The sequence below is a fragment of the Sphingobium sp. HWE2-09 genome, from assembly GCF_035989265.1.
Lineage (GTDB): Bacteria > Pseudomonadota > Alphaproteobacteria > Sphingomonadales > Sphingomonadaceae > Sphingobium.
In genome coordinates this window covers 1,794,076-1,819,952 of the sequence record NZ_JAYKZX010000003.1, presented here as the reverse complement: position 1 = coordinate 1,819,952, position 25,877 = coordinate 1,794,076, and the positions used below count along the sequence as shown (strand labels likewise).

Sequence of the window (25,877 nt, the reverse complement as noted above, 5' to 3'; positions counted from 1 at the left end):
TGATGCTGGAACAGGGTATGTCCGTCCCCGCCGTGACGCTGGCCGATGCAGAGGGCGTGGACTTCACGCTGGACGCCTATCTGGGCAAGCCGCTGGTCGTTTATTTCTATCCCAAAGCGGACACGCCCGGCTGCACCAACGAAGCGAAGGATTTCACCGCCCTGGCCGACGATTTCGCGAAGATTGGCGTGCCGGTCGTTGGCATTTCCAAGGACAAGCCCGCCAAGCTCAAGAAATTCGCCGACAAATACGGCCTGCGCGTCATCCTGGCGTCCGACGAATCCGGCGCTGTGTGTGAGGCGTTCGGCACCTGGGTCGAAAAATCGCTTTATGGCCGCAAATATATGGGCATCGAACGGGCGACCTTCCTGGTCGGCGCGGACGGTACGATCCAGCGCGTCTGGCCCAAGGTAAAGGTCAAGGGCCATGCCGCCGATGTGCTGGAGGCGGTGCAGGCGCTTTGATCCTGCCCGTTGACGTCACCAGCGTGGGCGCGGCTTGCGCGCATGTGCTGCGCACGCCCGATCCGCGTGACAAGCTGATGGCCGCACGCGCCGTGGCGCGCGCATGGCGGCTGGGCCGACTGGCGCATCGCTTCGACAGCGCGATGCCGGATGTGCCCGCGCGCCCCGCAACGCCTATATTATTGCCGCCCGCGCAGATGCCCCGGCGCGGCAAGATCGGGTCGGACCGCGCGCGCATCGCCATGCTCCATGCGATCGCGCATATCGAGTTTGTTGCGATCGATCTGGCCTTCGACTTGATCGGCCGCTTTGGCAGCGGATTTCCGGCCGCCTTCACCGACGAATGGATGCAGGTCGGCGCGGAAGAAGCGATGCATTTCGCGTTGCTCGAACGCCGCTTGGTTCAGCTTGACAGCCATTATGGGGCGTTACCCGCCCATGACGGCCTATGGCAGGCGGCCAGCGAAACGGCCGACGACGTGCTGGCCCGGCTCGCGATCGTGCCGATGGTGCTGGAGGCACGCGCCTTGGACATCACGCCGGCGACGATCGAGCGGTTCGAAAGCGTTGGCGACATAGCGTCCGGTCGCTTGCTGCGACGCATCATGGTGGACGAGATTCGCCATGTCGCGGCGGGGACGATATGGTTCGCCGCGGCGACGAACCGATTGGGGCTGGACCCCGCCAATCATTACCAAATGCTTGTGAAACGCCGCTTTAAGGGTAGCGTTAAGCCACCGTTCAACAACTCAGCGCGTCGACAGGCCGGTCTGACGGAAGAATTCTACGCCGCGCTTGCAACATGACGCGCGATTTGCAGTCTGCATTCGGCGGGGGCGATCCAGGTCGCCAAAAAGTTAACACGGGAAGCGCCGAGGGGCATCAAGCCTCCGGTGACATAGTCGGGGTCTGCATGTCGGTTCTTCTAACGGTCAATTCGCGTAACTCACATTGGTTCCAGTCAGCTTGCAAGGCGGCGAAGATTTTCGGTAGCATCGGGATTGTCGGCGCGCTCTGCGCAACCGCCCCGGCACGCGCCACCGAAACCGACGATCCCTATGGCGACGCGTCGGAAATCAACACCAGCGCGCTTGGCCCGTCCGACGTCGGTTTCTCCAACCTCTTCTCCAGCCTCCAGCGCCTGGACGGCAACGCCAAGACCGCCGCCTATATCCCGTCGGGCCGTCCGGTCGAAAAGCTGAGCCTGACCTCCAACTTCGGCGTCCGTTCCGACCCCTTCAACCGCAGCGCCCGCATGCACAAAGGCATCGACATTCCCGGTCCCATCGGCACGCCGATCCACGCGACCGCAGACGGCATCATCAGCCGCGCGGGCTGGGCCAGCGGCTATGGCAACCTCGTCCAGATTTCGCACGGCAGCGGCATGGAAACGCGCTACGGCCATATGTCGAAGCTGCTGGTCGCTGAAAACTCCTATGTGAAGCGCGGCCAGATCATCGGTCTGATGGGATCGACCGGCCGCTCCACCGGCAGCCACCTCCATTATGAAGTCCGCGTCGATGGCGCCGCCATCAACCCGCTGCCCTTCGTCGCCGGTCCCGACTATCTGGTGGCCATGAACACCAAGCCGCCGCTCGCCATGGGCGGCCCGACCAAGGCGGAAGAAAAAGCCGCCGACTGATCGCGCTATTGCTCGCATTTCGCAAAGGCCCGGCACCCTATGGGTTGCCGGGCCTTTTGCTTGACCCTATCTAGGTAGCATGGCCGACATCGATCTCACCCCTTCCGCCGCTGCGCGCGTCGCCGCGATCGCCGCCAAGCAGGGCAAACCTGCGATCCTGCGGCTGGCCGTGGAGGGGGGCGGCTGTTCCGGCTTCCAATATCGCTTCGGTCTGGCCGATGCTGTCGAGGCGGAGGATTTGTCCGTCGAACGCGATGGCGTCACCCTGGTGGTCGATGACGTCAGCCTGGACCTGGTACGCGGTTCCGCTGTCGATTTCGTCTCCGATCTCGGCGGCGCGGCGTTCAAGGTGACGAACCCTAACGCCACCGCCGGTTGCGGCTGCGGCACCAGCTTTTCGGTGTGATTGTCTGAGTGACGTGCTCCCGCGAAGGCGGGAGCCCAGTTCGGCATTCGGGGCTAGGCTCCCGCCTTCGCGGGAGCATATTTCATGCTATGGGCAGGTCAGTAAGATAAGAATTGAAACGGATTGCCAGCCATGCGCATCGCCACCTTCAACATCAATGGCATCAAGGCGCGACTGCCCCGCCTGCTGGAATGGCTGGACGAAACGCGCCCTGACATCGCCTGCCTTCAGGAAATCAAGACCAGCGACGAAACCTTCCCGGTCAAGGATATCGAAGACGCTGGCTATGGCGTCATCTGGCACGGACAAAAGGGTTTCAACGGCGTCGCGATCCTCGCCCGCGGCGAAACCCCGGTGGAGGTGCAGCGAGGACTGGCGGGCGAGCCGGAGGACGAACATAGCCGTTATCTCGAAGCGGACGTGAAGGGCGTGCGCGTTGCATCCATCTACCTGCCCAACGGCAATCCGCAGCCCGGCCCGAAATTCGACTATAAACTGCGCTGGATGCAGCGCCTGCGCGAGCGGGCCGCGCAAGTCTGGGCGGAGGAAGTCCCCGCGATCCTGGCAGGCGACTATAATGTCATCCCACGCGACGTCGACACTTTCTCGGTCAAGGCGATGCAGGATGACGCGCTGATGCAGCCGGAAAGCCGCGCCGCCTATCGCCGCTTGCTGGGTGATGGCTGGACCGACGCGATCCTCAGCCGCCATCCGGCCGGCGGGGTTTGGACTTTCTGGGACTATCAGGCGAACAGCTGGCCGCGCGACGCGGGCTTCCGCATCGACCATTTGCTGCTCAGCCCCGCCGCCGCCGACCGCTTGATCGACGCGCAGGTGGATAAGGAATTTCGCGGCCGGGAAAAGGCGAGCGACCATGCGCCGACCTGGGTGGAACTACGCGCCGAATAATTACCCGGATAATATTGACTGAATTAAATCCGGGTAATAATAGCCGTGTCGAAGGAGATTCGGCATGGAACGGACATTGACGGCTTTCGCTGGCGACCTGTGGATCGCCACGGGCGATGAAGGCGAGATACGCGCGGCGCTCAGCGCCATGGGGAATGAGGCGCAGGCCGTCCTGCTGTTCGACGACGCCAGCGGTCGTCAGGTCGATATCGACCTGCGTGGCCCCGCGGTCGAAGCGCCACGGGGCAGGGGCCGCCCCAAGTTGGGTGTGCAACCGCGCGAAATCACGCTGCTCCCCCGGCATTGGGACTGGCTCGCCACTCAGTCCGGCGGCGCGTCGGCCACGGTGCGCCGACTGGTCGAGGCCGCGCGCAAGGCCGACGCCGAACAACCCAGCCCCCGCGCCGCGATGGACGCGGCCTATCATTTCATGACCGCCATGGCGGGCGACCGGCCCGGCTATGAAGCGGCGATCCGCGCCCTCTTCGCGAAGGACGCGCAATTGTTCAACTCGCTGTCTCAGGACTGGCCATCCGGCATCCGCGACCACGCCCGCGCACTGGCGGGGCCGGCGTTCCTGTAAGACATCTCAAACCGTTCGGGCTGAGCCTGTCGAAGCCCTGCTCTTCCTTAAGAAGCGGCCCTTCGACAGGCTCAGGGCGAACGGACGCAGACTATGTTAAGCCGCCAACCGTAAAAACGGCACCGGCTGGGTTGATCGCAGCACGATCGGCTTGCCTTCCGACGCTTCGAACAATTCGCCGTCCAGGATCACGCTGCTGCGGTCCCCCTCGATACGGATCGTATCGCCCTGTTCCAGATGGATGCCGTGCATCTTATGCTTGCCCACCCGCTTGAACAGGCTGGCCCACACCAGGCGCAGCAGGGCGGGCAGGTTCTGGTCCACAGCCATCAGCTTCATATTACCGCTTCGGCTGTCGCCCGGATCCACGCCCAGCAGCAGTCGCTCCAGCGTCGTGACGATCAACACGGCGAAACGCCCCACCAACTGCCCGTCGCGGATCAGCGATATGCGCACCGGATTGCCCGACGGCGGCAGGAATTTGGCGCGGATGCCGAACAGCAGCGAAAACACGACCGCCAGCGCGGTGATCACATGGCTCAGGCCATTGGACAGGCCCAGCGGATAAATCTGGTTGCGGCAATAGAGCATATAATCGGCCAGTCCCGCGCCGCCCAGGAACATGCCCAGCACCGGGCGACTGCCCACCGCGCCATCGGACAGGGCGATCAACTCACGCGCAACGACATGCGCATCAACGCCCGCCTTGGCAATCTCCACGATCCGCTCCAGCGCCTTGATCGGGTCGCCATGGATGCCAAGGTCGAGCGCGATGAGGTTGGTCTTGCCATTGGGCAGCACCGCGATCGGCGGCACCCGGCCCTTGAAATGTTCGCCCTGATACAGTTCGGTCAGCGACGCCTGCACCGTGCCGTCGCCGCCATTGATGACGATGACGGTGGGATCGACGCGGGCGATCGTCTGAAACGCCCGGCCGATCTGATCGACATGCTCCACTTCATAGTGAAAGATGTCGGGGTTGCTGGCGCAATAGCTGCGCACGAGCGGAAGGGTCTGCCGGTTGCCCGTGGACTTCGGATTGGACAGGAGCGCGACGCAGACCATGGGTTTCGATCACATATATTGGAGGTTGATCGTGATTTTCGTCACGCCCGGCCCGGCATAGAAGGCCGCTTTTTCGACGCCTGGCTTGCCCAGGTTGAAGATGCTGATCGACGGATTGTTGGAAAAACCGCCGCCGTCCCGCGAAATGTCCGTCTTGCCATTGCCGTCGCGGTCGTGCCGCACGGCGATGCCATATTTGCCCGGACCCGGCACCGGCACGCAAAATCGCATGGCGCCATTGGCGGGTCGCACCGCACTGTCGATACGGTTGAGCCATTCGCCCTTGGTCAGCCAGGCGGTCTTGGTGGCGGGGTAGGATTGAATGCGAACCTTGCCGGTGGACGCGACGAAACCCCGCACATCGACCAGCACGGCCGGGCCTTTGGCGGCGCTTTCGCACCGGCCCAGGTCGTTCGCGATTTCCTCGCCATGGGCCATTGCCGGGACCGCAGCGATCATCGCCGCCACCGACATCAGACCCATTGCAACTTTTACCATGACCATCAAACTCCTGGAAGCTATAGCCGCCGATATGAACCGGACGGCAGGCCCCTGTTCGCCCCGCTTTTATACTGACTCGCATATGGGCGGGGTTTGCGGCCAAAACATGGTGATGGGACGACGACTTAGAGAATGCTGACCGCCACCGATCGTTATCTCGCCCGCCTGATCGCGGTGCCCATGCTGGGTACGCTGGTGATCGCCGCGATGCTGCTGGTGCTCGACAAGATGCTCAGCCTGTTCGATTTCGTCGCGGCGGAAGGGGGGCCGGTCAGCGTCGTGTGGCGGATGCTCGCCAATATGCTGCCCGAATATCTATCGCTCGGTATCCCGATCGGCCTGATGCTCGGCATCCTGCTCGCCTTCCGCAAACTCGCCTTGTCATCCGAACTGGACGTGATGCGCGCAGTCGGCCTGTCTTACGGCCGGTTGCTGCGCGTGCCCTATATGTATGCGATCGCGCTGGCGTTGCTCAACTTCGGCATCGTCGGCTTCGTCCAGCCGCTGTCCCGCCACGCCTATGAAGCGCTGCGGTTCGAACTGCGTTCCGGCGCGCTGGGCGCATCGATCAAGGTCGGCGAGTTCACCAATCTGGGCAAGCGCATGACCATGCGGATCGAACGCAGCCTGGACGAAGGCCGCAACCTGCAGGGCATTTTCGTCCGCGCGGTCAGCCGCGATGGTCAGTCGGTCGCGGTCACGGCGGCGCAGGGCACCTTCCTTGCCACCGACGATCCCGACGTCATCATCTTTCGCCTGCGCAACGGCGTGCTGGTGAACGACGCGCCCAAATATAAGACGCCCCGCATCCTCTCCTTCTCCAGCCACGACCTGCCGATCGACCTGCCGCAGATCGAGAATTTCCGCGGCCGCGACGTCGATCGTGAAAAGACGATTCCCGAACTGATGGTGATCGGCAAGAACCCCGCGACACCGCAAAAGCTGAAGGACGAGGTGCGCGCCAATTTCCACTTCCGCATGGTCGAGGTGGTCTTCATGTTCCTGCTGCCGCTTGCCGCGCTCGCCTTCGCGATCCCGCCCAAACGATCGACATCGGCGCTGGGCGTCTTCCTGTCGATCGTGTTCATCGTGACCTATCACAAGATCAATCAATATGGCGAAGGCATCGGCGCGCTGGGGAAGGTCGATCCGATCATCGCGCTATGGGGACCGTTCCTGCTCGCATCGGGTCTGGTGCTGTGGATGTATCATGTGATTGCCAACCGTCCGGGCGGTCAGCCGATCGGCGCGCTGGAAGTCGCCTTCTCCAAACTAGGCAAGCAGATCGTCCGTCTGTTGCGCTTTGGCCGACGCAAACCTGTTTCGGAAGAGGCGGCCTGACCCATGCAGTTTAATTTCTTCCCCTCACGCCAGATCAGCTGGTATATGGCACGCCTGTTCCTGACCCGGACCTTCGCGGTGCTGGCGCTACTGGTGGTCGTGCTCCAGACGCTCGACCTGCTCGGCAATAGCAGCGACGTGCTGTCCTATCCCGGCAATGGCGATCCGCAATTGTGGCACTATGTCGGCCTGCGCGTGCCGCAGATCGTCGCGCGGTTCCTGCCCTTCTCGGTGCTGCTCGGTACGCTGGTGATGCTGGCGACGCTCAACCAGAATAGCGAAATCATCTCGATGAAGGCGGCGGGCCTGTCCGCGCATCAGATCCTTGCACCGCTGATCGCGACCGCGCTGGGCGTTTCGGCCATCAGCTTCATATTCAACGAACGGATCGTCGTCCGCTCGACCGCAGCGCTCAGCGCGTGGCAGGCGGTGGACTATGGACCCATCCCGCGCGACAGCGGGGTCAAGAGCAACCCCTGGGTGCGCGACGGAAATAATCTGGTCAACGCCGCCATCGTGGCGGGACGCGGCACGCAGGTGCAGTTGCGCCGGGTCCAGATCTATAACCGAGTCAACAACAGCCTGACGACCATCGTGCAGGCGCCCAAGGGCCGTTACGACGCCGCCAGCAAAAGCTGGCTGCTGGAAGACGCGCGCCAGTTCGACGTGGCGCGCGGCACCGTGCGCAATGTCGGCACCGTCCGGTTCGGCCGCGACATCCGGCCCGACCAGTTCACCCTGGCGAAGGTCGATCCCGACGCGCTGACCTTCCGCGAGTTGGAGGCCGCGATATCGGACCTGCACGACGCGGGTCGCCCCACCGCCGAACTGGAAGGCAGCCTGTGGCACAAGCTGTCGGGACCATTGTCGGCTTTGCTGATGCCGATCCTAGGGTCGGTCGCCGCGTTCGGCCTGGCGCGATCGGGCCAGCTGTTCATGCGCGCGGTATTGGGCATGGCGCTGGGCTTTGCCTATTTCGTCGCCGACAATTTCTCGCTCGCGATGGGCAGTCTGGGCGCATATCCTCCAGTCCTGGCGGCCTGGGCGCCCTTCTTCCTGTTCCTGCTGGTCGGGGAAACGGTGCTCTTCCGCACCGAGGAGTGACAAGGAAAAGGCCCCGGCGACCAAGGGGTGTCGCACGGGGCCTTCCACAGGGAGCGTTCCGATCCTCATAGGGGGAGGGGAAAGAGACCAGAACAAACCCGATATAAGTACGAGAAATAGGGTTTCAACGGGCAACTGAAATAATATCAGGGCCTGTTGCCAGCATCTTACCCCCACAATCTCGCAAGCATCGCCAGCAGGCTATGGTCATCTGTGGCGTTCCCAGCCTTGGGCGCGCCATAGCCGCGGCATTCCAGACAGTCGGCGCGGACGCCTGCGCCCATGACCAGCGCCTTGACGTCCGCCACCGCCTGCATCGCCCAGCCGCGTTGCACCAGCGCCTGCCGCGCAAGCATGTCGCGCGGCGCATTGGCATCGCTCTGCTCGCGATCGGCGATCGACTGGAGGAAGGCGGCGAAGGTGTCGGGCTGCTTTTCGATATAATAAGCCCGCGCCGTGGCCGGATCGATCTTCGCCCGGCGTGCGGCTTCGGCGATGGCGTCCTCCAGCCCGCCGAAACGATCGACCAGGCCGATCTGCCGCGCGGTGCCGCCGTCCCAGACGCGCCCCTGGGCGATGGCGTCGATCGCCTGCGGCGTCTTGCGGCGTGACTTTGCGACCAGGCCGACGAAGCGGCGGTAGATATCCTCGACACCCAACTGCATGATCTGGTCGAATTGCGGCGTGGTGCCGCCGGTCACGTCTGGCTGGCCGGACAGCGGCGTGGTGCGAACCCCGTCGGTGGTGATGCCCATCTTCGCCAGCGTTCCTTCGAAGCTGGGGATGATGCCGAATACGCCGATCGATCCCGTGATTGTGTCCGGCTCGGCAAAGATCATGTCGGCAGGCGTCGATACCCAATAGCCGCCGCTGGCCGCGACATTGCCCATGGACACGACGATCGGCAGCCCGGCGGCCTTCGCCTTCAGGATGGCGCCGCGTATCTTTTCCGACGCCATGACGGAGCCGCCCGGCGAATCGACCCGGACCACCAGCGCCTTCAACGATTTTTCATCGAGCGCGGTCAGTAGCAGGTCGGAAATCGTGTCACCCGCCGCCGTGCCGGGGCCAGCCTCGCCATCCACGATGTCGCCCGCCACCGTCAGCACGCCGATCTGTCCGTCATTGGCGGGCTTGCGCGCCTTGACGTAGCTGGCGAAGTCGATCGTGGCGAAACTGCCGGCCTTGTCGCTGCTGGCTTCGCCCGCAATCTGCGCGACGCGTTCGCCAAAAGCCGCTTCGTCGCCCAGCTTGTCGACCAGGTCGGACGCTAGCGCAGCCTTGCCCATGTCGCCGCCGGTCGCTTGCACCGCGGCGAGCGGATCGGCGGCATAGGCTGCGATCTTCGCCTTGGGCCGGGCCTTAGTCACATCGTCCTGCCAATTCTGCCACAGCGCCCCGGCCAGCGCCTGGTTCGCCTGCTTGGCTTCGGGCGATTGTTCGGTGCGGGTGAAGGGTTCGACGAAGCTCTTATAAGTGCCGACGCGATAGACATGGGTGTTGACGCCCAGCTTGTCGATCAGCCCCTTATAATAGAGGTTGGACCCACCCCGACCTGCGATGGCAACACCGCCCATCGGGTCGCTCCACACTTCGCTGGCATGGGCCGCGAGTTGATAGCCATCGTCGCTGTAGAGCGACGCATAGGCCAGGACCGGCTTCTTCGCGGCGCGCACGCCATCCATCGCCTTGCCCACGCGCGCCATGGCGACCTGACCACCGCCTAGAAACCCGTCGAGATTGAGGACCACGGCCTTGACCTTGGCATCGCCCTTCGCCGCATCGAGCGCGGCGACGATGTCGGACAGGCGATATTCCTTGCTGTCCGGGCCGGAACCGGAAAGCAGAGCCATCGCGCCTACTTCGGCGGGCTGTTCCACGATGCTGCCGTCCAGGTCGAGCAGCAGCGCGCCTGCACTGACGCTTTGCGACGGCTTGGGCGAATAGGAGAGGGCGGCATAAAGCGCGCCGAAGAACAACAGCAGGAAGAGCAGCACGAGGCCGTCCTTGATCGCGACCAATATGCGCCAAGCGCCCTTCAAAAATGCCAAGTTGCTGCTTCCTTCCGTTGACCCTGCGTGGCTATCCGATGGACGCGCCGACTGCAATGTGGGGCGCGCCTATCGGGCGACAAGCTTGCGCGTGCGATTTAGCGCGTTATGGGAAGCGCATCATTCGCCGTTATCGTGCAGGAGACGCGCCCAATGCCCACTCTCGTCCTCATCCGCCATGGTCAGTCGTCATGGAATCTGGAAAACCGCTTCACCGGATGGTGGGACGTGGATGTGACCGAAAAGGGCGCGGAAGAAGCCCGCGCCGCCGGTCGCCTGATGGCGGAAAAGGGGCTGGATTTCGACCAATGCTATACCAGTTTCCAGACCCGCGCGATAAAGACGCTGAACCTGGCGCTCGAGGAAATGGGGCGGCTTTGGCTGCCGGTCGAAAAGGACTGGCGCCTCAATGAGCGGCATTATGGTGGCCTGACTGGCCTCAACAAGGCGGAGACGGCGGCCAAGCATGGCGACGATCAGGTCAAGATCTGGCGCCGCAGCTTCGACATTCCGCCGCCGGTGCTGGAAGCGGGCAGTGAGTTCGATCTGTCGAAGGATCGTCGCTATGATGGCATAGCTATCCCGTCGACCGAGAGCCTGAAGGATACGATCGCCCGCGTGCTGCCCTATTGGGAAGCGACGATCGCGCCCGACCTGAAGGCAGGCAAGCGCGTCCTCATTTCCGCCCACGGCAATTCGCTACGCGCGCTGGTGAAGCATCTGTCGAACATTCCCGATGATGAGATCACCCATCTGGAAATCCCGACGGGCCAGCCGATCGTTTATGAACTAGCCGACGATCTGAGCGCCATCGACCGCTATTATCTGTCGGAACGGTAAGGGCCAGGAAGCGCGAACCTTGTGCGTGACGGATCGACGTCGCGCATTCGCTTTTGCAGGTGCGTGGCGTGCTACCGCATCGGCGTCCAGGTCTGCGTCTTGCAGAAGAAGGCGATGCAACCCTGCACCTTTAACGTGCCATTGGCGTTGCGGCTGAGCTTGGACGTATAGCTTTTGCCGCTTTCGGGATCGTAGATCGTCCCCTTCCAATGTTCGCCAGCATCTTGAAAGCCGGTCAACAGCGCCAGCCCGACCAGGGGTTTCGATTGCAAGGCCGGATCGGGATTTTTGATGTCGGTCTGCGGGCGGCCGGGGGTGGGCTTCACGATCTTTTCGATCTTGCCGCACAGATGTTTGCCGCACGGCGCGATCTGGACGATCGCCTTGCCATCGACCGTCGCCCAGCGTCCGGTCACGGGCTGGGCGGCCTGCGCGGGCAGGGCGGCGAAGGCGGCGGTCAGGGTTGCGAAGGCGAAAAGGGCTGGCTTCATGCGATCCACTCCGTTGTTTGACGCTGAGATAAGCATGAAAAAGCCCGCCTGCCACAGCCTTTTTCAGGCAGGGCAGGCGGGCGTTTCACGCGACGCTACGGCAGCGCCATGCTTCCTGCGCCATTTTCAGAAGGCGGTGCTGATCGAACAGGCCGCCGGACCCAGGATGACGACGAACAGGGTCGGCAGGATGAAGAGAATCAATGGCACGGTCATGATCGCGGGCAGGCGAGCGGCCTTTTCCTCAGCCCGCATCATGCGTTCGTGGCGGAATTCGGCGGACAGCACGCGCAAGGCGGACGCCAGCGGCGTGCCATATTTTTCGGTCTGGATCATGGTTGTGACCACGCCCTTGACCGCGTCCAGCTTCACGCGGGTGGCGAGATTCTCGAACGCCATGCGCCGTTCGGTCAGGAAGCTGAGTTCGATCGCGGTCAGCTGAAACTCGTCGCCCAGTTCGGGATAGGCCTTGCCCAGTTCGCGCGCCACGCGGTTGAAGGCGGCGTCCACGGTCAGGCCGGCCTCGGCGCAGATCACCAGCAGATCGAGTGCGTCGGGCAGCCCCTTGCGGATCGCGGCGGACCGCTTGGCGACCTTGTTGTCGATATAGATATCGGGCGCCTTGTAGGCGAGCAGCAGCGCGATCGCGAAGGCGAAGAAGCGCTTCAACGGTCCCCATTCGGGTTCGATGCCGACGCCATAGAGCATGATCGCAGCCGTGCCCCCGATCACGATCGGCAGGATCATGCGGCCGAAAATGACCGCGACGGCCCAGTCCTTCGACCGGATACCCGCCTGCGCCAGGCGGATCTGCGCGTCCTTCAACTGATCGTCCTGCAAGACTTTCAGGCTCGACAGGAAGGACCGCATATTGTCGGTCGTCTGGTTCTTGCGGACCAGTTTGGCGCGGCGCTTGGCGGTCGATGCGGTAATGCCCGCCTTCAACTGTTCGCGCCGGTCGTTCAGCGCCTTGACGCGCTTGGCCATGGGATCGCGCACGGTCATGACCGCATAGAGCGCGAACAGCGTAGCCAGGGTGGCGAGCGCGGCGAGCAACGTGCCGACATCGGTCGCTGTCAGGCCGAAAAGCGTACCGGCTGGGGTAGGGGCGTCCATATCTCTTATCCCTTCCCTATCAGATTTCGAAATTGATCATCTGGGCCATGATGAAGACGCCGATCCCCATCCAGCACATGCCGCCGATGCCCACGACCTGCATCAGGCTAAGCCCGAAGGTGCCGGCCGGATCGGGCGTGTAGAATGGCGCCATATAGCTGAAGTTGATGTAGCTGATCATGCCGAACACCAGGAAAGGCAGGGAGCCGATGATATAGGCCGATGCCTTGGATTCGGACGCCATGGCGCGGATCTTGAGCTTCATTTGCGCGCGCTGGCGCAGCACGGTTGCCAGGTTGGACAGGGTTTCGGCCAAGTTGCCGCCCGTTTCCCGCTGAATGGCCAGGGTGATGACGAAGAACTGGAATTCCGGGGTGCCCAACCGATCAGCCGTTTCCTGAAGCGCCTGCTCCATGGTGCGGCCGATCTTGATGCGTTCGGTGATCAGCTTGAACTCTTCGCCCACCGGGCCGGGAATTTCGGACGATACGATGCCCAGCGTTTCGGCGATCGGCAGACCGGACCGCAGGCCGCGCGTCAGCAGTTCCAGCGCATCGGGGAATTTGACGGTGAATTTGTTGACCCGCTGCTTGATCAGGCGGCCCACCCACCAGTGCGGCAGGCCCAGGCCTGCGGCCAGGCCGACCATCATCGCGAACAGGAACGGGAAGCCGCGCAGCATCAGGAACGCCGACAGCAGCAGGAATATGATCGCGCTGCCCGTCATATACTGGCTGAGCGTCCACTTCTTGCCGGTCATCTTCAGACGCTTGGTCAGATTTTCCGGGTTCGGGATCAGCGATACCAGCATCTTGGCTTCGACGCCGGTCGCGCGATTGGAAATCGCCCGGCGCATCCGCGCTTCCAGCAGCGCTTCGGCGGATTCGCTGTGCCGACCCCGGATCATCGCGACGCGACGCTTGCGCGCCTTGTCCGGCGAGGGACCAGCAAGCGCGACGACGGCCAACCCGAAAAGGGTCGCGATCAGCACCATAATCAGGATGAAATTGCCGTCCATCATGTCGCCCGTCTTATAGGAAAGGACGCCGCCCAACATGGGCGGCGCCTGTCATCAATTGTCCAGCGCAGCCTTCGCCTTGCGGCGTGAGGGCATCATCGACCGGAAGTCGCCGATCTTGCCGAGCAGGGAATCGCCTTTCTTCGCAGCGCCCTTTGGCGCAGCGGCATCGCTTGCGCGATCGGCCGCCCCCAGCGCTTCTTCGAGCAGGCTGGCGCAAGCGGCGCCGACCTTGCTGCCCTTGGCCGTTTCCGCCAGCGTCTTGCCCAGCTTCGCCGCTTGCGATGCGATCCGCAGGTCGAACGGGATGATCACGTCCACCTTGCGCTCGATCGACTGTTCGAAATCCTTGCGGCTGATTTCCGGCGCGCCGGGATGCACCCGGTTGGCGACTACCAGAACGCGCGACTGGGGTGCATTGGTCTTGAGCCAGGACAGGATGCGGATGGTATCGCGCGCCGCCGCCAGCGTCAGTTCGGTCACGACCAACGTGACGTTCACATCGGTCATCAGGTGGGGATGCTGGATTAGCATGCCGCGCGGCAGGTCGATGACGCTGCATTCGAAGGCGAGGCGAAATTCCTCCAGCAACTGATAATAGGCGCCGCCGTCGGTCATCATCGGCTGGCTGATCGGCGCTTCGGCCGACAGGATCGCCAATGTGTCGCTCGCCCGCACCATGGCGCGTTCGATGAACAGGCCGTCGATGCGGCTGGGATTTTCGATCGCGTCGGTCAGGCCGCGACCCGGTTCCAGGTCCATCGCCAGCGCGTTGGTGCCAAAATGCACGTCGAGGTCGAGCAGCGCAGTCGGGCGCTTCTGCTTTTCCGACAACATCCAGGCGATTGACGTCGCGATGCTGGACGCGCCCACGCCGCCACGCGTGCCAATCACGGCCATCGTGCTATGGGGGCGTTCAGGGGCGACGTCGCGCGGGGCAAGGAACACGGCCTGCGCCTGCGCAAGGGCGTCGCGCAACTGGTCAGCGCCGAAAGGCTTGAGCAGATAGTCCTGGATGCCGCTGGAGACGAGATCGCGGTAGAGGCGCACGTCGTTGACCTGGCCCGCCGCGATCACGACCGTGCCGGGTTCGCAGACTTCGGCCAGGCTGTTGATGTCGTTCAACGGATCGCCGCTTTCGGACATGTCGACGAACAGTATTTGCGGGCTGGCGGTGATCGACAGGCTCTGGACCGCATTGCGCATCCCGCCCTTGTTCACCTTTTCCGGCGCCCAGCCGAGTTCGGCGGCGACGGCGCGCAGCATGTCGAAACTGTGATCGTCACAGACAAAGGCGTGAAAGGGATCGCGCGGCCCGCCGACGCCGGGTTTCCAGGGTGCGTTCATCTTAGCGACCTCCCGCGGTCATTTGCTTGAGGTCGCCAGCGCCGGTCGGGGCCTTGTCGCGATAGGTGGAAATGGCGCGGTTGGACGTGACGGTGCGCATGTCGCTGTCCGTCGCCTGGCCGCGAACCAGATCCTCGGGATTGGCGACCATCGCCGCCAGATTGCTGTTCACGCCGCAGCCGAAATTGGAACTGGTGCCCAGGTTCATGTCGGCTTCCTGCTTTTCGTGCCAATCGGGGCAGCCCGGTACGCTGGCCGTGGCGCGGCGCACGATCAGGCGCACGCTGCCCGCAGGCGCCTGTCCGGCTTCGGCCGAACTGTCGGTCGCGACCAGCAGACCATGATGGGCCACGACAGCATCCACATCGTCGCGCAGCGCCGGGCTGAAATAGCCACCGTCGGTGACGATGGCGACATTGTCGCCATAGCCAAGGCCGATCGAGACAAACCAGTCGTTCAGCCGGATGGCTTCGGTCGGCGTCAGGCCGCCGCTCGATCCTGCCTGTACGTCGAACGTATAGGCGCTGTGGCCCACCACCGGCTGATGGACCGAATCCATCGTGCGGTTGGCGCGCGGGGCCGCATGAGCGGTCAACGGCGTCGCGAGGATCGCGATCGCTGCAAACGTTTTGAGGGACAGAGAGGTCATAGTCTATTCCTTCCGTCAGAAGCTGAAGCCAGGAGCGGCAGCCCCGGACTTGTTCGGCTTGATATCGCCGCGCGGGGTGACCACAGCTTGCGGGCCGACGGGCGTCGACGATCCGGGCGCGCGGGTCGGTCCCGGGCTGCGGGCGCCGCTGATGCCGTCATTACCCTGTTGCAGGAACAAACCCTGCGCCTGCGTGGCGTTGCGGAAGCCATCGGTCGGCAGGCGCACGTCCGACGCGTTCATCGGCTTGACCAGATAAGGCGTCACGACGATGACCAGTTCGGTTTCGGACCGCTGGAAGGAGCGCGACTTGAACAGGCTGCCCAGGATCGGAATGTCGCCCAGGCCCGGCACCTTGTTGATCGTGTTGCCGGTTTCGTTGTTGAGCAAGCCCGCAATCATGAAGGCCTGACCCGAACCCAGTTCCACCGTCGTTTCAGCCGTGCGGCTCTTGAGCGCAGGCACGTCGGCATTCAGCGAGAAGTCGAGGCTCGATACTGTCGGGCGGACGCGCAAGGAGATGCGGCCATCGGCAAGCACGGTAGGCGTGAAGGCCAGCTGCACGCCATATTGCTTGAATTCGATGCTGTTGCCGTTGTTGGCGCCGTTGTTGATCGTATAGGGATATTCGCCACCGGCCAGGAAGCTGGCGGTTTCGCCCGACAGCGACGTCAGGTTGGGCTGCGCCAGCACCGTGGCAAGACCGCTGGATTCAGCGAGGTCGAGTGCACCGGCAATATCCAAACCGAACAGCCGGGCCACGCCGCCGAGGCTGTATCCGCCGTCAGTAGGCGTGGTGAAGGTGCCACCGCCATTGTCGTTGAACTCAACGAAATTACGCGAGCCGCCGCCAATGAAGCCAGCGGTGCTGCCACCGCTGCGATCGATGCTGGAAAAGTTGGTGCCGATCTTGTGACCAACATCCTTGCTCACTTCGGCGATCTTGACCTGCAACATGACCTGCAACGGCGTCGCCATGCGCAGGCGGCTGACCACCGTTACATCCTTGCCGACGAAGGCCTGCGTCAGCCGTTCGGCCTCCGCTGCGTCCTCGGGCGCCTGGATCGTGCCGGTCAGCAGGACCATGCCGTTCATCTTGTTGACCGCGATGGTCGCGCCGGGCATCGCCAGGCGCAGCATGTCATCGATGCTGGTCAGGTTGTTGCCGACGCGCACCGTGCCGGAAAACAGCACCTTGCCGTTGGGCGCGGTGGCGAATACCGTGGTTTCGCCCGATTTCTTCGCGATCAGATATAGCTGGTTCTGCGAGCGGACATGAACATCGACGATGCTGGGATCACCGATCACCACGTCCGACATCTTGGCGGGCAGGTTGACCACCCGGCTGCCGCCCACCGACATCAGGATCGCATTATCCTGCGCGCTGGAAGGGGCGGCGTTAAGTGCGGCGGTCGGTGCGACGATCGTGGCAACCGCCAGGCCCAGGGCGATTGCCGGAGCGGCAAGGCGCGGGGCGCGATTATGCAGGCTCTTCATGTCAATTCCCCCCGACCGGAACTTCGGTCACGTTGGTGCCGCGGGCCACGCGGATCACCGGGCCTTTGAAGGCGACAGTGCCGACCGGTGCGCCATTGGCCGCCACCATGGGCGCTATGGGCGCTTCGGCTTTGGCAGGCACCGAACTGCGCTGGTAACGCGACACGTCGGCGCCGGTCGAATAGGTGGAGCCGCGATCGACCGGGCGTGCGGCCAGCTTGGCGATCATGGCTTTTTCCGCGTTCGGATTGGCGGTGCCGGGCAGGTCGACATCGGTGCCCGCAATCGCGGCGTCCAGATCGGACGTGGTGTCCGCCATCGACCGCAGCGACATGGAGAGCGACCCGATGGTCTGCGATACCGCGATCTTTTCCGCGATCTTGGGCGTCACTTCGATGGTGACGTTGGAATAGGTGCGCACCTCCGGCTTGCCGTCTGCGCCCATCGCATCCATTCGCTGATCGGTGGCGAGCACGCGCAGGTTGCGCAGAATGGTTTCGGATACGCGCAGCGGTTCGCCGTCGCCGCCGCCACTCACGCTCTGCGTCAGGACCAGGTCGATGCGATCGCCCGGAAAGACGAAGCCTGCGACGGAGCTTTGCGCGGAAACAGGCACCGTCACGGCGCGCATCCCCGGGCCAAGCGCCGCGGCAAGGAAGCCGCGATCGCCGGGCTTGACGATGGCGCCCTGGGTCAGTGGCTGTCCGGCCGTGATGGCGGTGCGTACGACGCTGCCTGCCAGGCGGGCGGGATCGGCCTGACCGCGGAGGTAGTAGGCCTGTTCGATCAGATCCTTGGGCCAGGGCTGAAAGCGGAAGCTCTCTGCGTCCAGGATGGTTCCCACCGGCAGCGCCTTCGTCGCGACCAGCACGTGCGGCTGATCGGCATCGGCGGGCATTGCGGCCGCATTGACCTGCGGCGCACTTGACGAACTCAACATGCTGCGCGCAAGCAAGGCTGTAGTGACCGCTATGATAAGCGCCCCCACCAGCAGCACGATCTTCTTAGCATCCATGACGAAATTCGCCTCCCTCAAATGGGTGCACTGCCCCCAGTGCCCCACTCATCACGCAAAATGGTTAAAATATCGTTCGCCAAGCAACCACAGGGCTGCGATCGAGATGGCGACGCCGTAAGGTATTTCGGGTTGGCCCAGCCTTTTCGTGGTCCGATGGTGGATCACCGTGACGATGGTGACGATGCCGCCCAATATCGCCATCAGGACGATCAGCGACAGCACCGCCTGCCACGGGAACCACAGCGCCAGCGCGCCGAGCAGCTTGACGTCGCCCCCGCCCATCATCCCCGCCGCGAACAGCGCCGCGAACAGGGTGAAGACGATGGCGCCGACCAGCAGCTGTACGGCCATGCCGGGCCATGGCTCCAGCCCGCAGGCCAGCCACCACAGGGGAGCCAGCGCCGCGACGGCCAGGTTGAGCCAGTTGGAAATGATACGGGACCGCAAATCGGTGATCGCCGCTATGATCAGCAGCGCGCCCAGAGCGCCTGTCAGCGCCAGTTGGAAAAATTCCCCGTTCATGGGGCTTATGCCCTAGACCATATGGCTTACCAAAGCGTAACCATGGGGCCAGATGGATTCACCCGACTTCCCGACTGCCGCTTTCGACCGGCGCGCCTGGCCGATGGGCGGACGGCTAGACTATTGGGTCGCGCCCGATGGCTGGCCGATCCGCCGCTATCGGCTGGGGTCCGGCGCGCGCGGGCGGATGCTGGTGCTGGGCGGTCGTGGCGACATGATCGAAAAATATCTGGAGGTCATCCATCATTGGGCGGAGCGGGGCTGGGCGGTCACCAGCTTCGATTGGCGCGGGCAGGGCGGATCGGGGCGGCTGACCGACGATCCGCTGTGCGGCCATATCGGCGATTTTGCCGACTGGATCGCGGACCTGAACGCGCTGGCCGCCGACTGGCGCGCGGAAGGCGACGGCCCGACCGCGATGGTGGCGCACAGCATGGGCGGGCATATGCTGCTGCGCGCGCTGGCCGAAGGCATGCCGTCGCCCGATGCCGCCGCCATCGTCGCGCCGATGCTGGGCGTGCATAGCGCGCCGCTGCCGCGCTGGCTGGCGGTCGCGATCGCCCGGTTCATGGTGGGCACAGGCCGGGGGGAACAGCCCGCCTGGACGCAGAAGGAACAGTCGGAGCGGCAACGCAAGATGCGGCAGAAAAGGCTCACGCACGATCCGGATCGCTATGCCGACGAAATCTGGTGGCGTGATCATAGCCGGGAGATCGCCCTGGGTCCGCCCAGCTGGAACTGGGTGTTGCAAGCGCTGGAATCGACGCAGGCGCTGGCGCGGGGCGATGCGATCGGCCATATCGTCACGCCGCTGCTGATCCTGGCGACGGCGGCGGACAAGCTGGTTTCGACGCCTACCATCCGTGAGGTCGCGGCGCGCATTCCGGGCGCGCATTTGCACATTTACGGCCAGGAAGCCGCGCATGAGATATTGCGCGAGACGGACCCGGTGCGGCTGGATGCGCTGCGCCGGATCGACGCCTTCCTGGACGAGGCGGCTGCAGGTGAGAGCAGCCTTTGACTCATCCCGACATCGTCATCGTCGGCAGCGGCATGGCCGGTGCCAGCCTGGGCGCCGTGCTGGCGGCCGATGCGCGCGTCGTCATCCTGGAGATGGAGGATCAGCCGGGCTATCACGCCACCGGTCGGTCGGTCGCTTTCTGGGAGGAAACCTATGGCGGGCCGGTGGTGCAGCCGCTGACCACGGCGTCGGGGCCACGGCTCGCCGCGCCTGATTCGGATTTTCACGATCGCAGCTTCCTGTCGCCGCGTCGCACGCTGCATATCGGGCGGGCGCAGGATGCGGATCGGCGCGATGCATTGCTGGCGCTTTTTGCGGGCAAGGTCGATTTGCAGCCGGTCGATCCGGCGAGGCTGGTGCCGGGGCTGCGGCCCGAATGGACGCTGGGCGTGATGGAGGCGAGTTGCCAGGACATCGATGTCGGCGCGCTGCATCAGGCCTATCTCCGGCGCTTCCGGCAATTGGGGGAGAGGTCCGGCTGGCGAGCGGGCTGGCGGCAGGTCGAGCGCATGCTGGCGGATGGCGCCTGGAGACGGCGGACGGCGTCATGGAGTGCGGCGTCCTGATCAACGCGGCGGGGGCGTGGGCGGACGATGTCGCCATCGCCTGCGGCGTGGCGCCGGTGGGGATACAGCCGCTGCGCCGGACGGTGGCGCAATTGCGCGTGCCTGCGATGCCGTCGGTCGACCTGCCGCTGGTCATGGACCTGTCCGGACGTTTCTATTTCAAGCCGGAGGGGCAGGGGCGCTTGTGGCTGACGCCGCATGACGAAGCCCCGTCGCCGCCATGCGACGCTGCGCCGGAGGAATTGGCGGTGGCGCAGGCGATCGCCCGGTTCGAGGAGGCGGTCGACTGGCCGGTCGCGGCGGTCGAGCGCAAATGGGCGGGGCTGCGCAGCTTTGCGCCCGATCGCGCGCCCGTCTATGGGTTCGACCCGGATGTGCCGGGCTTCTTCTGGTTTGCCGGGCAGGGCGGGTTCGGCATCCAGACCGCGCCTGCCGCCGCGCTGCTGGCGGCGGCGCTGATCCGGGGCGAAGCGATGCCTGACGCCATCGCCAGCCTCGATCCGCGCGCCTATTCGCCCGCCCGGTTTCGTTGAACTACGCTCGCATCGCCCGGCGGCTGGCCAGGCCCATCATCGCGAAACCGGCGAGCGCGGCGAGGATATTCGCCATCGCCGCGCCCTTCGTGCCGTAAAGGGGCAACAGCGCCGATTGCAGCCCGAGCAGCAGCAGCGTCGCGACGAAGGTGATGCGCAGCGACAGCCCGGCCCGGTCGGTCGCCATCAACAGCGGACGATAGCTGACCCCGACCAGGTCGATGCACGCCGCTACCCCCAGCATCAGCAACAGCGGATAGGCGGGCAGGAAATCCTTGCCCGCGATCAGCCCCAGCAACGGATGGCCGATGGTCAGGATGAGGGCGATGATGACCATGCCCGCCGCCATCGCCAGCCGGTTGGTGCGGCGAAACAGGGCGCCCAGCGCTTCCTTGCCATGCGTGCTGGTGCGGGCGAGTTCGACGAAGATGCTGCGAGACAGCAGACTGGAAATCTTGGTCAGCGAATTGGCGAGCTGGTTGGCGAGGCGATAGAGGCCCGCGCCTGCCGGTCCCACGAAAGCGCCGACGATCAGCACCGCGACCTGCTGGCCGATGGACGACAGGCTGGTCTGGAGGTTGGTGGCGGTCAGAAAGCCGATGATGCCGGGATTTTCCGTTCGTGCATCCAGCGCGCGCCCGGCGCGCCAGCGGCCGATCCGCCCGCGCCCGACCTGCAACGCCAGATACCAATAGCTGAGCGCGCAAAGCAGTTCGGCAAAGGCCCAGGCGATGAGGAAGCCGCTGATGTCGGGCATGATCGCCAGCGCGACGCCCGCGCCGATCATCCGGCCCACGGGGATCATGGTTTCAGCGAAGGCCGCCGAATCGAAGCGGTCGAACAGGCGCAATATGCCGGTCGGGCTGGACCGGATGGTGATCATCATCACCATGCAAAAGGCCCAGACCTGCCACCCCATGTCCGGCCCGATGCCCAAAAGGTCGCCGAAGAGCAGGATGATCGCCGCGGCGATCAGGCCGCCCGCGAGTGCGGAGGCGAGGTCGATCAGGATGCAGAAACGCAGCACGCGGTTCAGGGCGTCGCCATTGCCATCGGCCAGACGGGGCTGGCCGTAGCGCACGACGATCTGCCAGCTGTCGAAGCTGACCAAGGTCTTGATGACGTTTGCGGCGCTCAGCACCAGAGCGAAACGGCCGAAATCCGCGACGCCCAGCGTGCGGGTGACGATGGCGAGATAGGCGAGGCTGAGCACCGCGCCCACGCCCTTGCCGCCCAGCAGCCAGCCGGTATTGGCCAGGATGCGGGCGAAACCGTCCCCCGCCGCGCCCGATCCGCGCTTGAACATCACCCGATGACTGGCCCTTCATTTAGCGCGGCGTGCTCCTGCGCAGGCAGGAGCCCAGTCCCTCGCTCTGATCTGGGCTCCTGCCTGCGCAGGAGCACGTGGCGCTTTAGGCGAGGGGCGGGGCGAGTGCAAACGCCGCCTTTTTTTCGGCAAAATTGCCATCTAAAGCCGCGCGCATGACGATCACCAAAGCCATCATCCTGTCCGCCGGGCAAGGCTCACGCCTGTTGCCGCTGACCCGCGACGTGCCCAAATGCATGATCGAGTTCAACGGCCGCACCCTGATCAGCTGGCAGATCGCCGCGCTGGTCGCCAATGGCGTGACCGATATTGTCGTCGTCACCGGCTTTCGCACCGAGCGGGTCGAGGATCATGCGCTGCAACTCTATCGCGAGACGGGCGCGCGCATCCGCTGCGTGTTCAACCCCTTCTTCCAGGTCGCCGACAACCTGGGCACTTGCTGGATCGTGCGGGAGGAAATGGACCGCGACTTCATCATCCTGAACGGCGACACCATCATTTCCGACGAGATCGTCGCGAAGCTGATTGCGGGGGCCAAGGACGCGATCACCGTCACGGTCGATATCAAGGCCGATGGCGACTATGACGATGATGATATGAAGGTGAACCGCGACGATAGCGGTCGGCTGCACCATATCGGCAAGCGGTTGCTGCCGCCCGACACCAATGCCGAATTGATCGGGATGTTGGCCTTCGCCGGCGAAGGCCCGGCAATCTTCCGCAACCAGATCGACCAGATGATGCGCACGCCCGAAGGGGTGGAGCGCTGGTATCTGCGCGCCATCGACATCATCGCCAAGGGCAACCGCGTCGGTACAGCCTCGATCGAAGGGCTGGAATGGCAGGAGGTCGATTTCCACCAGGATGTCGAGGCGGCCATGGCGCTGACGGCGAAGTGGGTGGCGGAAGGGCGCTACGCGAAATAGGATCGTCGGGGCTTAACTTCGCACATTTCCCGCTGATTTCGAAATTTTATGTCTTATTTTGGATTTATTGTTGCGTGTGAGCTTGCGTTATTGGCGATATCGATATCGCCATTTTTAAGAATAGGACAGCCGCCTAGGTCTGACATATCCTTCTTCGTCATCCCGGGCTTGACCCGGGATCCCGCTTCTTTGTCGCAGGTGCCTTGGAGCGTCTAATTCCAACAGGCAGCGGGATCCCGGGTCAAGCCCGGGATGACGTGGTTTTGGCGGCGCGGGCTTACTGCATTTCGGCCACAAACAAGCCCTTCAACCAATCGCGCAAACTGTCCAACTCGCTGTCCAGTTTTACCGCCTGGCCCAAGTCCGGCTGGCCCGGCCAGCCTGCGTCCGGCACGGTCACGCCGCCGCCGCTGCGGGTGCCGCCATAGCGGGGGATGACGTGGAAATGGACATGGGGATCGACCATCATCAGCATCAGATAGTTGATTTTCGCATAGTCCACCGCCCTGGTCAGCGCGGCTTCGATCGTGGCGGTGACGGTCTTCAGCTCGGTGTGCGCTTCGACGGGCAAGTCGCCGAAGGCGGTCGCGTCGCTCTTCGCCGCCAGTATCAGCGATCCCAGCGTCGGCTGGGCGGGGCGGAGCAGGACGACCCAATGATCGAAATCGGCGATCAGGGTCGCGGGGTAGCCGAATTTTTCGATGGTGTTGTTCATAGGGCGGCCTCCGCTTCGTCCATCCAGCTGATGATGGGTTTGCCTGAGCGCTGGACGCCATAGGCCTGCGCCAGCCGCACGGCATGGACGATGAGCGAAATGATCGTCCACCAGGCCAGCGCGATCAGGCCGATATCGGGGCGACCGAAGAGCAGCGAGACGAACAGGATCACCATATTGGGGTTGCGCCGCGCGGTGATCAGGCGGAACCGGCTGTCGAACGGACGCCAGACATGGATGTCCATCTTGAAGTCCTTGAGGAACATCCCTTCGATCAGCCGTTGCAGGATATAGCCCGCGATGACGGCGGTCATGATGAAGGCGAAGGTGCCGCCCGACAGGCCAAGCCCCCAGTAAACCAGCCCCGTGCCCCAGAAATACCACCAGAAGGGCGGATGGACGAGGTCGACGCCATGGTCGATCACATTGCCCCATTTGGACGAGGTGATGGTGCAGCGGGCGAGTTTGCCGTCAACCGTGTCCAGCACCATGAAGATGAAGCCGGACAGGAAGCCGGTCCAGAACATGCCCTGCGCGAACAGCCATGTTGCGAACAGGCAGAGGGTGACGCCGATCACCGACACCATATTGGGCGTCATCCGCAGTTGCGCGGCGATACGGGTCAGCACCAGCGCCAGTTCGGGCCAGAGATATTTGGTGAGGATGTCGGTGACGCCCTTATAGGCGCCGAAATAGCTGCGCCGTTCGATGGTGCGCCGGGTTTCGGGGGTGAGTTCGCATACCATCGGCTGTTCCAGCTTGCGCAGCTGGCGATTATAGAGCTTGCGGCCGTTCGACAGGTCGATGACGTGCGGCGCCGTCAGTGGATCGACGCCCTGCGGCACTTGCCCCACGATCGGCGTGCCGCCCCAAGCGAACAGCGTGCCGGGCGTTTCCAGAACCAGCCGCAGCAGTAGCGGATCGAACGCATAGGCCAGGTTGGAGAGGAGTTCGTGCCCCGGCGCCAGCGTGCTGCCGGTCTTGGCCGCACTCTGCGCCATGCGGCGGGTGCGTTCGGCATTGGTCATGCCCCAGATCGGCGTTTTGTTATCGCCCAGCAGGCGGGCGGGGCCAAGGGCGGTGGTGAGGGTCTGGCTCATGCGTTCAGCTCTTCGCGGAATGGGGCGTTTGGGCGAAATTCAGGATGAGGTCGGCCTGACGCTGGGAGGCGGGGACCGGGGACAGGTCGATCGATTGCTGCATCGCCGCTTCCTGCGCAGCAACGAAGCCGGGTTGCAAGTCGTTCGCGCGGTCAAGCGCGGCGGGCAGGGCGTCGGCGCTGTCGATCACCTGGCCCAGCCGCCAATGGGCGAAGGCCTCCCCGAACCGTCACGATGGTCGAGGTTGAGGAAGATGCAGGGGCGGGGGTGGAGCAGAAATTCATAGACTTGGCTCGACACGTCGCCAAGATAGACGTCCGCGCTCATCGTATAGCTCATGTCGATCGAATGGCGGCTGCCCATGTCGATGCGGATATGCGGCGCGTGGCTGACGATCGGCAAGGCGGCGCGCGCCAGCTTGGTATGCGGAGCGATGATGACGTTCCAGCCGACAAGCGATTCCAGCGCGCCGAGCATCCGCGGTCCGTGCCTGACCCAGGAGGACAGCGTGGGATCGAAATGGGGATTATAGAGCAGCACCGGATCGTCATTGTAGAAATAGCGCTGGCGTGGCGATTTCAGTTCGAACTTGGGATAGCCGCCGACCGCGACCGTGTCCGGCGAGGACAAGCCGCGATCGATCATGCGGCGGCGGTCCTTTTCGCCCGCGACCAGCGTCAGGTCGAAATCGGCATGGCGTTTCTTGTAGCCACCCTCTCTGTCGCCCGCGCCATGTTTGATGAGGATGAGGCGGGAGGCAAAGCCGGGCACGCGGCGCAGCCAGGCGCTGCTGATCTCGGTCGTCACCAGCGTCGGGAAGCGGGCGATGGTGGCATAGTTGAGCAGCAGCGTTGCGAGGCGGGATGGCTGGCGGAACAGCGAATCGGGACGGGACGAGGGGCGGCGCAGGCGGACAGGCGTCAGACGGCCTTGCGGATCGTAGCTGGCGACCAGCGCCAGGATCGCGTCGGAAGGCGACAATATACTGACCCGCACGTCGGGCCGCCGCGACAGTTCCAGCGCGGCGGGCAGCCAGTGATAGAGCTGCTGCGCTTCGGCAATGGCCAGGAAGGCGATGTCAGTGGGCAAGAAAGGCGGTTTCCCGTTGATAAGATCGCGACATCG

25 protein-coding genes and 2 pseudogenes are annotated in these 25,877 nt (G+C 64.0%); 12 read left to right on the top strand and 15 right to left on the bottom strand.

The window, feature by feature from the left end:
- The first annotated feature begins 2 nt into the window (after positions 1-2).
- The 6 genes from bcp (at position 3) to U5A89_RS14245 (ending at position 4,004) form a co-directional block, all read left to right on the top strand.
- Entirely contained in the window at positions 3-464 is a 462-nt protein-coding gene (gene bcp / locus U5A89_RS14270; protein WP_338161734.1) for a thioredoxin-dependent thiol peroxidase, read from the top strand.
- Complete coding sequence (locus U5A89_RS14265) at positions 461-1,270, top strand: ferritin-like domain-containing protein (protein WP_338161733.1); 810 nt, start codon at positions 461-463, stop codon at positions 1,268-1,270. Before bcp ends, U5A89_RS14265 begins: the two co-directional genes overlap by 4 nt.
- A 107-nt stretch (positions 1,271-1,377) precedes the next feature.
- Entirely contained in the window at positions 1,378-2,106 is a 729-nt protein-coding gene (locus U5A89_RS14260; RefSeq protein ID WP_338161732.1) for a M23 family metallopeptidase, read from the top strand.
- A gap of 79 nt (positions 2,107-2,185) precedes the next feature.
- Complete coding sequence (gene erpA / locus U5A89_RS14255) at positions 2,186-2,512, top strand: iron-sulfur cluster insertion protein ErpA (protein ID WP_338161731.1); 327 nt, start codon at positions 2,186-2,188, stop codon at positions 2,510-2,512.
- Positions 2,513-2,644: 132 nt separating this feature from the next.
- Positions 2,645-3,421, top strand: coding sequence for an exodeoxyribonuclease III (gene xth / locus U5A89_RS14250; protein WP_338161730.1), 777 nt, complete (start codon positions 2,645-2,647; stop codon positions 3,419-3,421).
- Between the two features lie 64 nt (positions 3,422-3,485).
- Positions 3,486-4,004 (top strand): DUF2239 family protein, encoded by a 519-nt coding sequence (locus tag U5A89_RS14245; protein WP_338161729.1) that lies wholly within the window; start codon positions 3,486-3,488, stop codon positions 4,002-4,004.
- A gap of 96 nt (positions 4,005-4,100) precedes the next feature.
- Here the strand turns inward: U5A89_RS14245 and U5A89_RS14240 are convergent, their stop codons facing one another.
- Positions 4,101-5,069 carry a diacylglycerol/lipid kinase family protein gene (locus U5A89_RS14240; protein WP_338161728.1) on the bottom strand — a complete coding sequence of 323 codons (969 nt, stop codon included), beginning with the start codon at positions 5,067-5,069 and terminating at the stop codon, positions 4,101-4,103.
- Positions 5,070-5,078: 9 nt separating this feature from the next.
- The gene (locus U5A89_RS14235) at positions 5,079-5,573 is read right to left on the bottom strand and encodes a DUF2141 domain-containing protein (RefSeq protein ID WP_338161727.1); all 495 of its coding nucleotides are present in this window, start codon (positions 5,571-5,573) and stop codon (positions 5,079-5,081) included.
- Positions 5,574-5,702: 129 nt separating this feature from the next.
- Between U5A89_RS14235 and lptF the strand changes: the two genes are divergently transcribed.
- Together lptF and lptG are read left to right on the top strand one after the other, a co-directional pair.
- The gene (gene lptF / locus U5A89_RS14230) at positions 5,703-6,911 is read left to right on the top strand and encodes an LPS export ABC transporter permease LptF (RefSeq protein ID WP_338161726.1); all 1,209 of its coding nucleotides are present in this window, start codon (positions 5,703-5,705) and stop codon (positions 6,909-6,911) included.
- A 3-nt stretch (positions 6,912-6,914) separates the two neighbouring features.
- Positions 6,915-8,015 carry an LPS export ABC transporter permease LptG gene (gene lptG, locus U5A89_RS14225; RefSeq protein WP_338161725.1) on the top strand — a complete coding sequence of 367 codons (1,101 nt, stop codon included), beginning with the start codon at positions 6,915-6,917 and terminating at the stop codon, positions 8,013-8,015.
- A 167-nt stretch (positions 8,016-8,182) separates the two neighbouring features.
- Here the strand turns inward: lptG and sppA are convergent, their stop codons facing one another.
- Entirely contained in the window at positions 8,183-10,066 is a 1,884-nt protein-coding gene (gene sppA / locus U5A89_RS14220; RefSeq protein ID WP_338161724.1) for a signal peptide peptidase SppA, read from the bottom strand.
- A gap of 153 nt (positions 10,067-10,219) precedes the next feature.
- Between sppA and gpmA the strand changes: the two genes are divergently transcribed.
- A complete protein-coding gene (gene gpmA, locus U5A89_RS14215) occupies positions 10,220-10,906 on the top strand; it encodes a 2,3-diphosphoglycerate-dependent phosphoglycerate mutase (RefSeq protein ID WP_338161723.1) in 687 nt (228 codons plus the stop codon).
- A 71-nt stretch (positions 10,907-10,977) separates the two neighbouring features.
- Here gpmA and U5A89_RS14210 read toward each other — a convergent pair whose 3' ends face one another.
- From U5A89_RS14210 to U5A89_RS14175, 8 genes are all read right to left on the bottom strand, one after another.
- Complete coding sequence (locus U5A89_RS14210) at positions 10,978-11,397, bottom strand: DUF2147 domain-containing protein (RefSeq protein WP_338161722.1); 420 nt, start codon at positions 11,395-11,397, stop codon at positions 10,978-10,980.
- A gap of 126 nt (positions 11,398-11,523) precedes the next feature.
- Complete coding sequence (locus tag U5A89_RS14205) at positions 11,524-12,513, bottom strand: type II secretion system F family protein (protein ID WP_338161721.1); 990 nt, start codon at positions 12,511-12,513, stop codon at positions 11,524-11,526.
- Positions 12,514-12,532: 19 nt separating this feature from the next.
- Positions 12,533-13,531 (bottom strand): type II secretion system F family protein, encoded by a 999-nt coding sequence (locus U5A89_RS14200; RefSeq protein ID WP_338163062.1) that lies wholly within the window; start codon positions 13,529-13,531, stop codon positions 12,533-12,535.
- A 54-nt stretch (positions 13,532-13,585) separates the two neighbouring features.
- The gene (locus U5A89_RS14195) at positions 13,586-14,878 is read right to left on the bottom strand and encodes a pilus assembly protein CpaE (protein ID WP_338161720.1); all 1,293 of its coding nucleotides are present in this window, start codon (positions 14,876-14,878) and stop codon (positions 13,586-13,588) included.
- Between the two features lies 1 nt (position 14,879).
- The gene (locus U5A89_RS14190) at positions 14,880-15,527 is read right to left on the bottom strand and encodes a CpaD family pilus assembly protein (RefSeq protein ID WP_338161719.1); all 648 of its coding nucleotides are present in this window, start codon (positions 15,525-15,527) and stop codon (positions 14,880-14,882) included.
- 15 nt (positions 15,528-15,542) lie between these two features.
- Positions 15,543-17,024 (bottom strand): type II and III secretion system protein family protein, encoded by a 1,482-nt coding sequence (locus U5A89_RS14185; protein ID WP_338161718.1) that lies wholly within the window; start codon positions 17,022-17,024, stop codon positions 15,543-15,545.
- A 1-nt stretch (position 17,025) separates the two neighbouring features.
- Complete coding sequence (gene cpaB, locus U5A89_RS14180; RefSeq protein ID WP_338161717.1) at positions 17,026-18,039, bottom strand: Flp pilus assembly protein CpaB; 1,014 nt, start codon at positions 18,037-18,039, stop codon at positions 17,026-17,028.
- Between the two features lie 51 nt (positions 18,040-18,090).
- A complete protein-coding gene (locus U5A89_RS14175; RefSeq protein ID WP_338161716.1) occupies positions 18,091-18,564 on the bottom strand; it encodes an A24 family peptidase in 474 nt (157 codons plus the stop codon).
- 52 nt (positions 18,565-18,616) lie between these two features.
- Here U5A89_RS14175 and U5A89_RS14170 point away from each other — a divergent pair, with 52 nt between their 5' ends.
- Positions 18,617-19,585, top strand: coding sequence for an alpha/beta hydrolase (locus U5A89_RS14170; RefSeq protein WP_338161715.1), 969 nt, complete (start codon positions 18,617-18,619; stop codon positions 19,583-19,585).
- Positions 19,582-20,684: pseudogene (locus U5A89_RS14165) on the top strand (NAD(P)/FAD-dependent oxidoreductase). Before U5A89_RS14170 ends, U5A89_RS14165 begins: the two are co-directional and overlap by 4 nt.
- 1 nt (position 20,685) lies before the next feature.
- On the opposite strand, the gene U5A89_RS14160 reads toward U5A89_RS14165, so the two are convergent.
- A complete protein-coding gene (locus U5A89_RS14160) occupies positions 20,686-21,990 on the bottom strand; it encodes a lipopolysaccharide biosynthesis protein (RefSeq protein WP_338163061.1) in 1,305 nt (434 codons plus the stop codon).
- Positions 21,991-22,166: 176 nt separating this feature from the next.
- Between U5A89_RS14160 and U5A89_RS14155 the strand changes: the two genes are divergently transcribed.
- On the top strand, positions 22,167-22,937 hold the full coding sequence (locus tag U5A89_RS14155) for a phosphocholine cytidylyltransferase family protein (RefSeq protein WP_338161714.1): 771 nt from the start codon (positions 22,167-22,169) through the stop codon (positions 22,935-22,937).
- Between the two features lie 277 nt (positions 22,938-23,214).
- Here U5A89_RS14155 and U5A89_RS14150 read toward each other — a convergent pair whose 3' ends face one another.
- From U5A89_RS14150 to U5A89_RS14140, 3 genes and pseudogenes are all read right to left on the bottom strand, one after another.
- Positions 23,215-23,652 carry an HIT family protein gene (locus U5A89_RS14150; RefSeq protein WP_338161713.1) on the bottom strand — a complete coding sequence of 146 codons (438 nt, stop codon included), beginning with the start codon at positions 23,650-23,652 and terminating at the stop codon, positions 23,215-23,217.
- Positions 23,649-24,752, bottom strand: a complete 1,104-nt coding sequence (locus U5A89_RS14145; protein WP_338161712.1) for a CDP-alcohol phosphatidyltransferase family protein — start codon at positions 24,750-24,752, stop codon at positions 23,649-23,651. The genes U5A89_RS14150 and U5A89_RS14145 overlap by 4 nt, the downstream gene beginning before the upstream one ends.
- 4 nt (positions 24,753-24,756) lie before the next feature.
- A pseudogene (locus U5A89_RS14140) lies at positions 24,757-25,841 on the bottom strand (glycosyl transferase).
- Between the last annotated feature and the right edge of the window lie 36 nt (positions 25,842-25,877).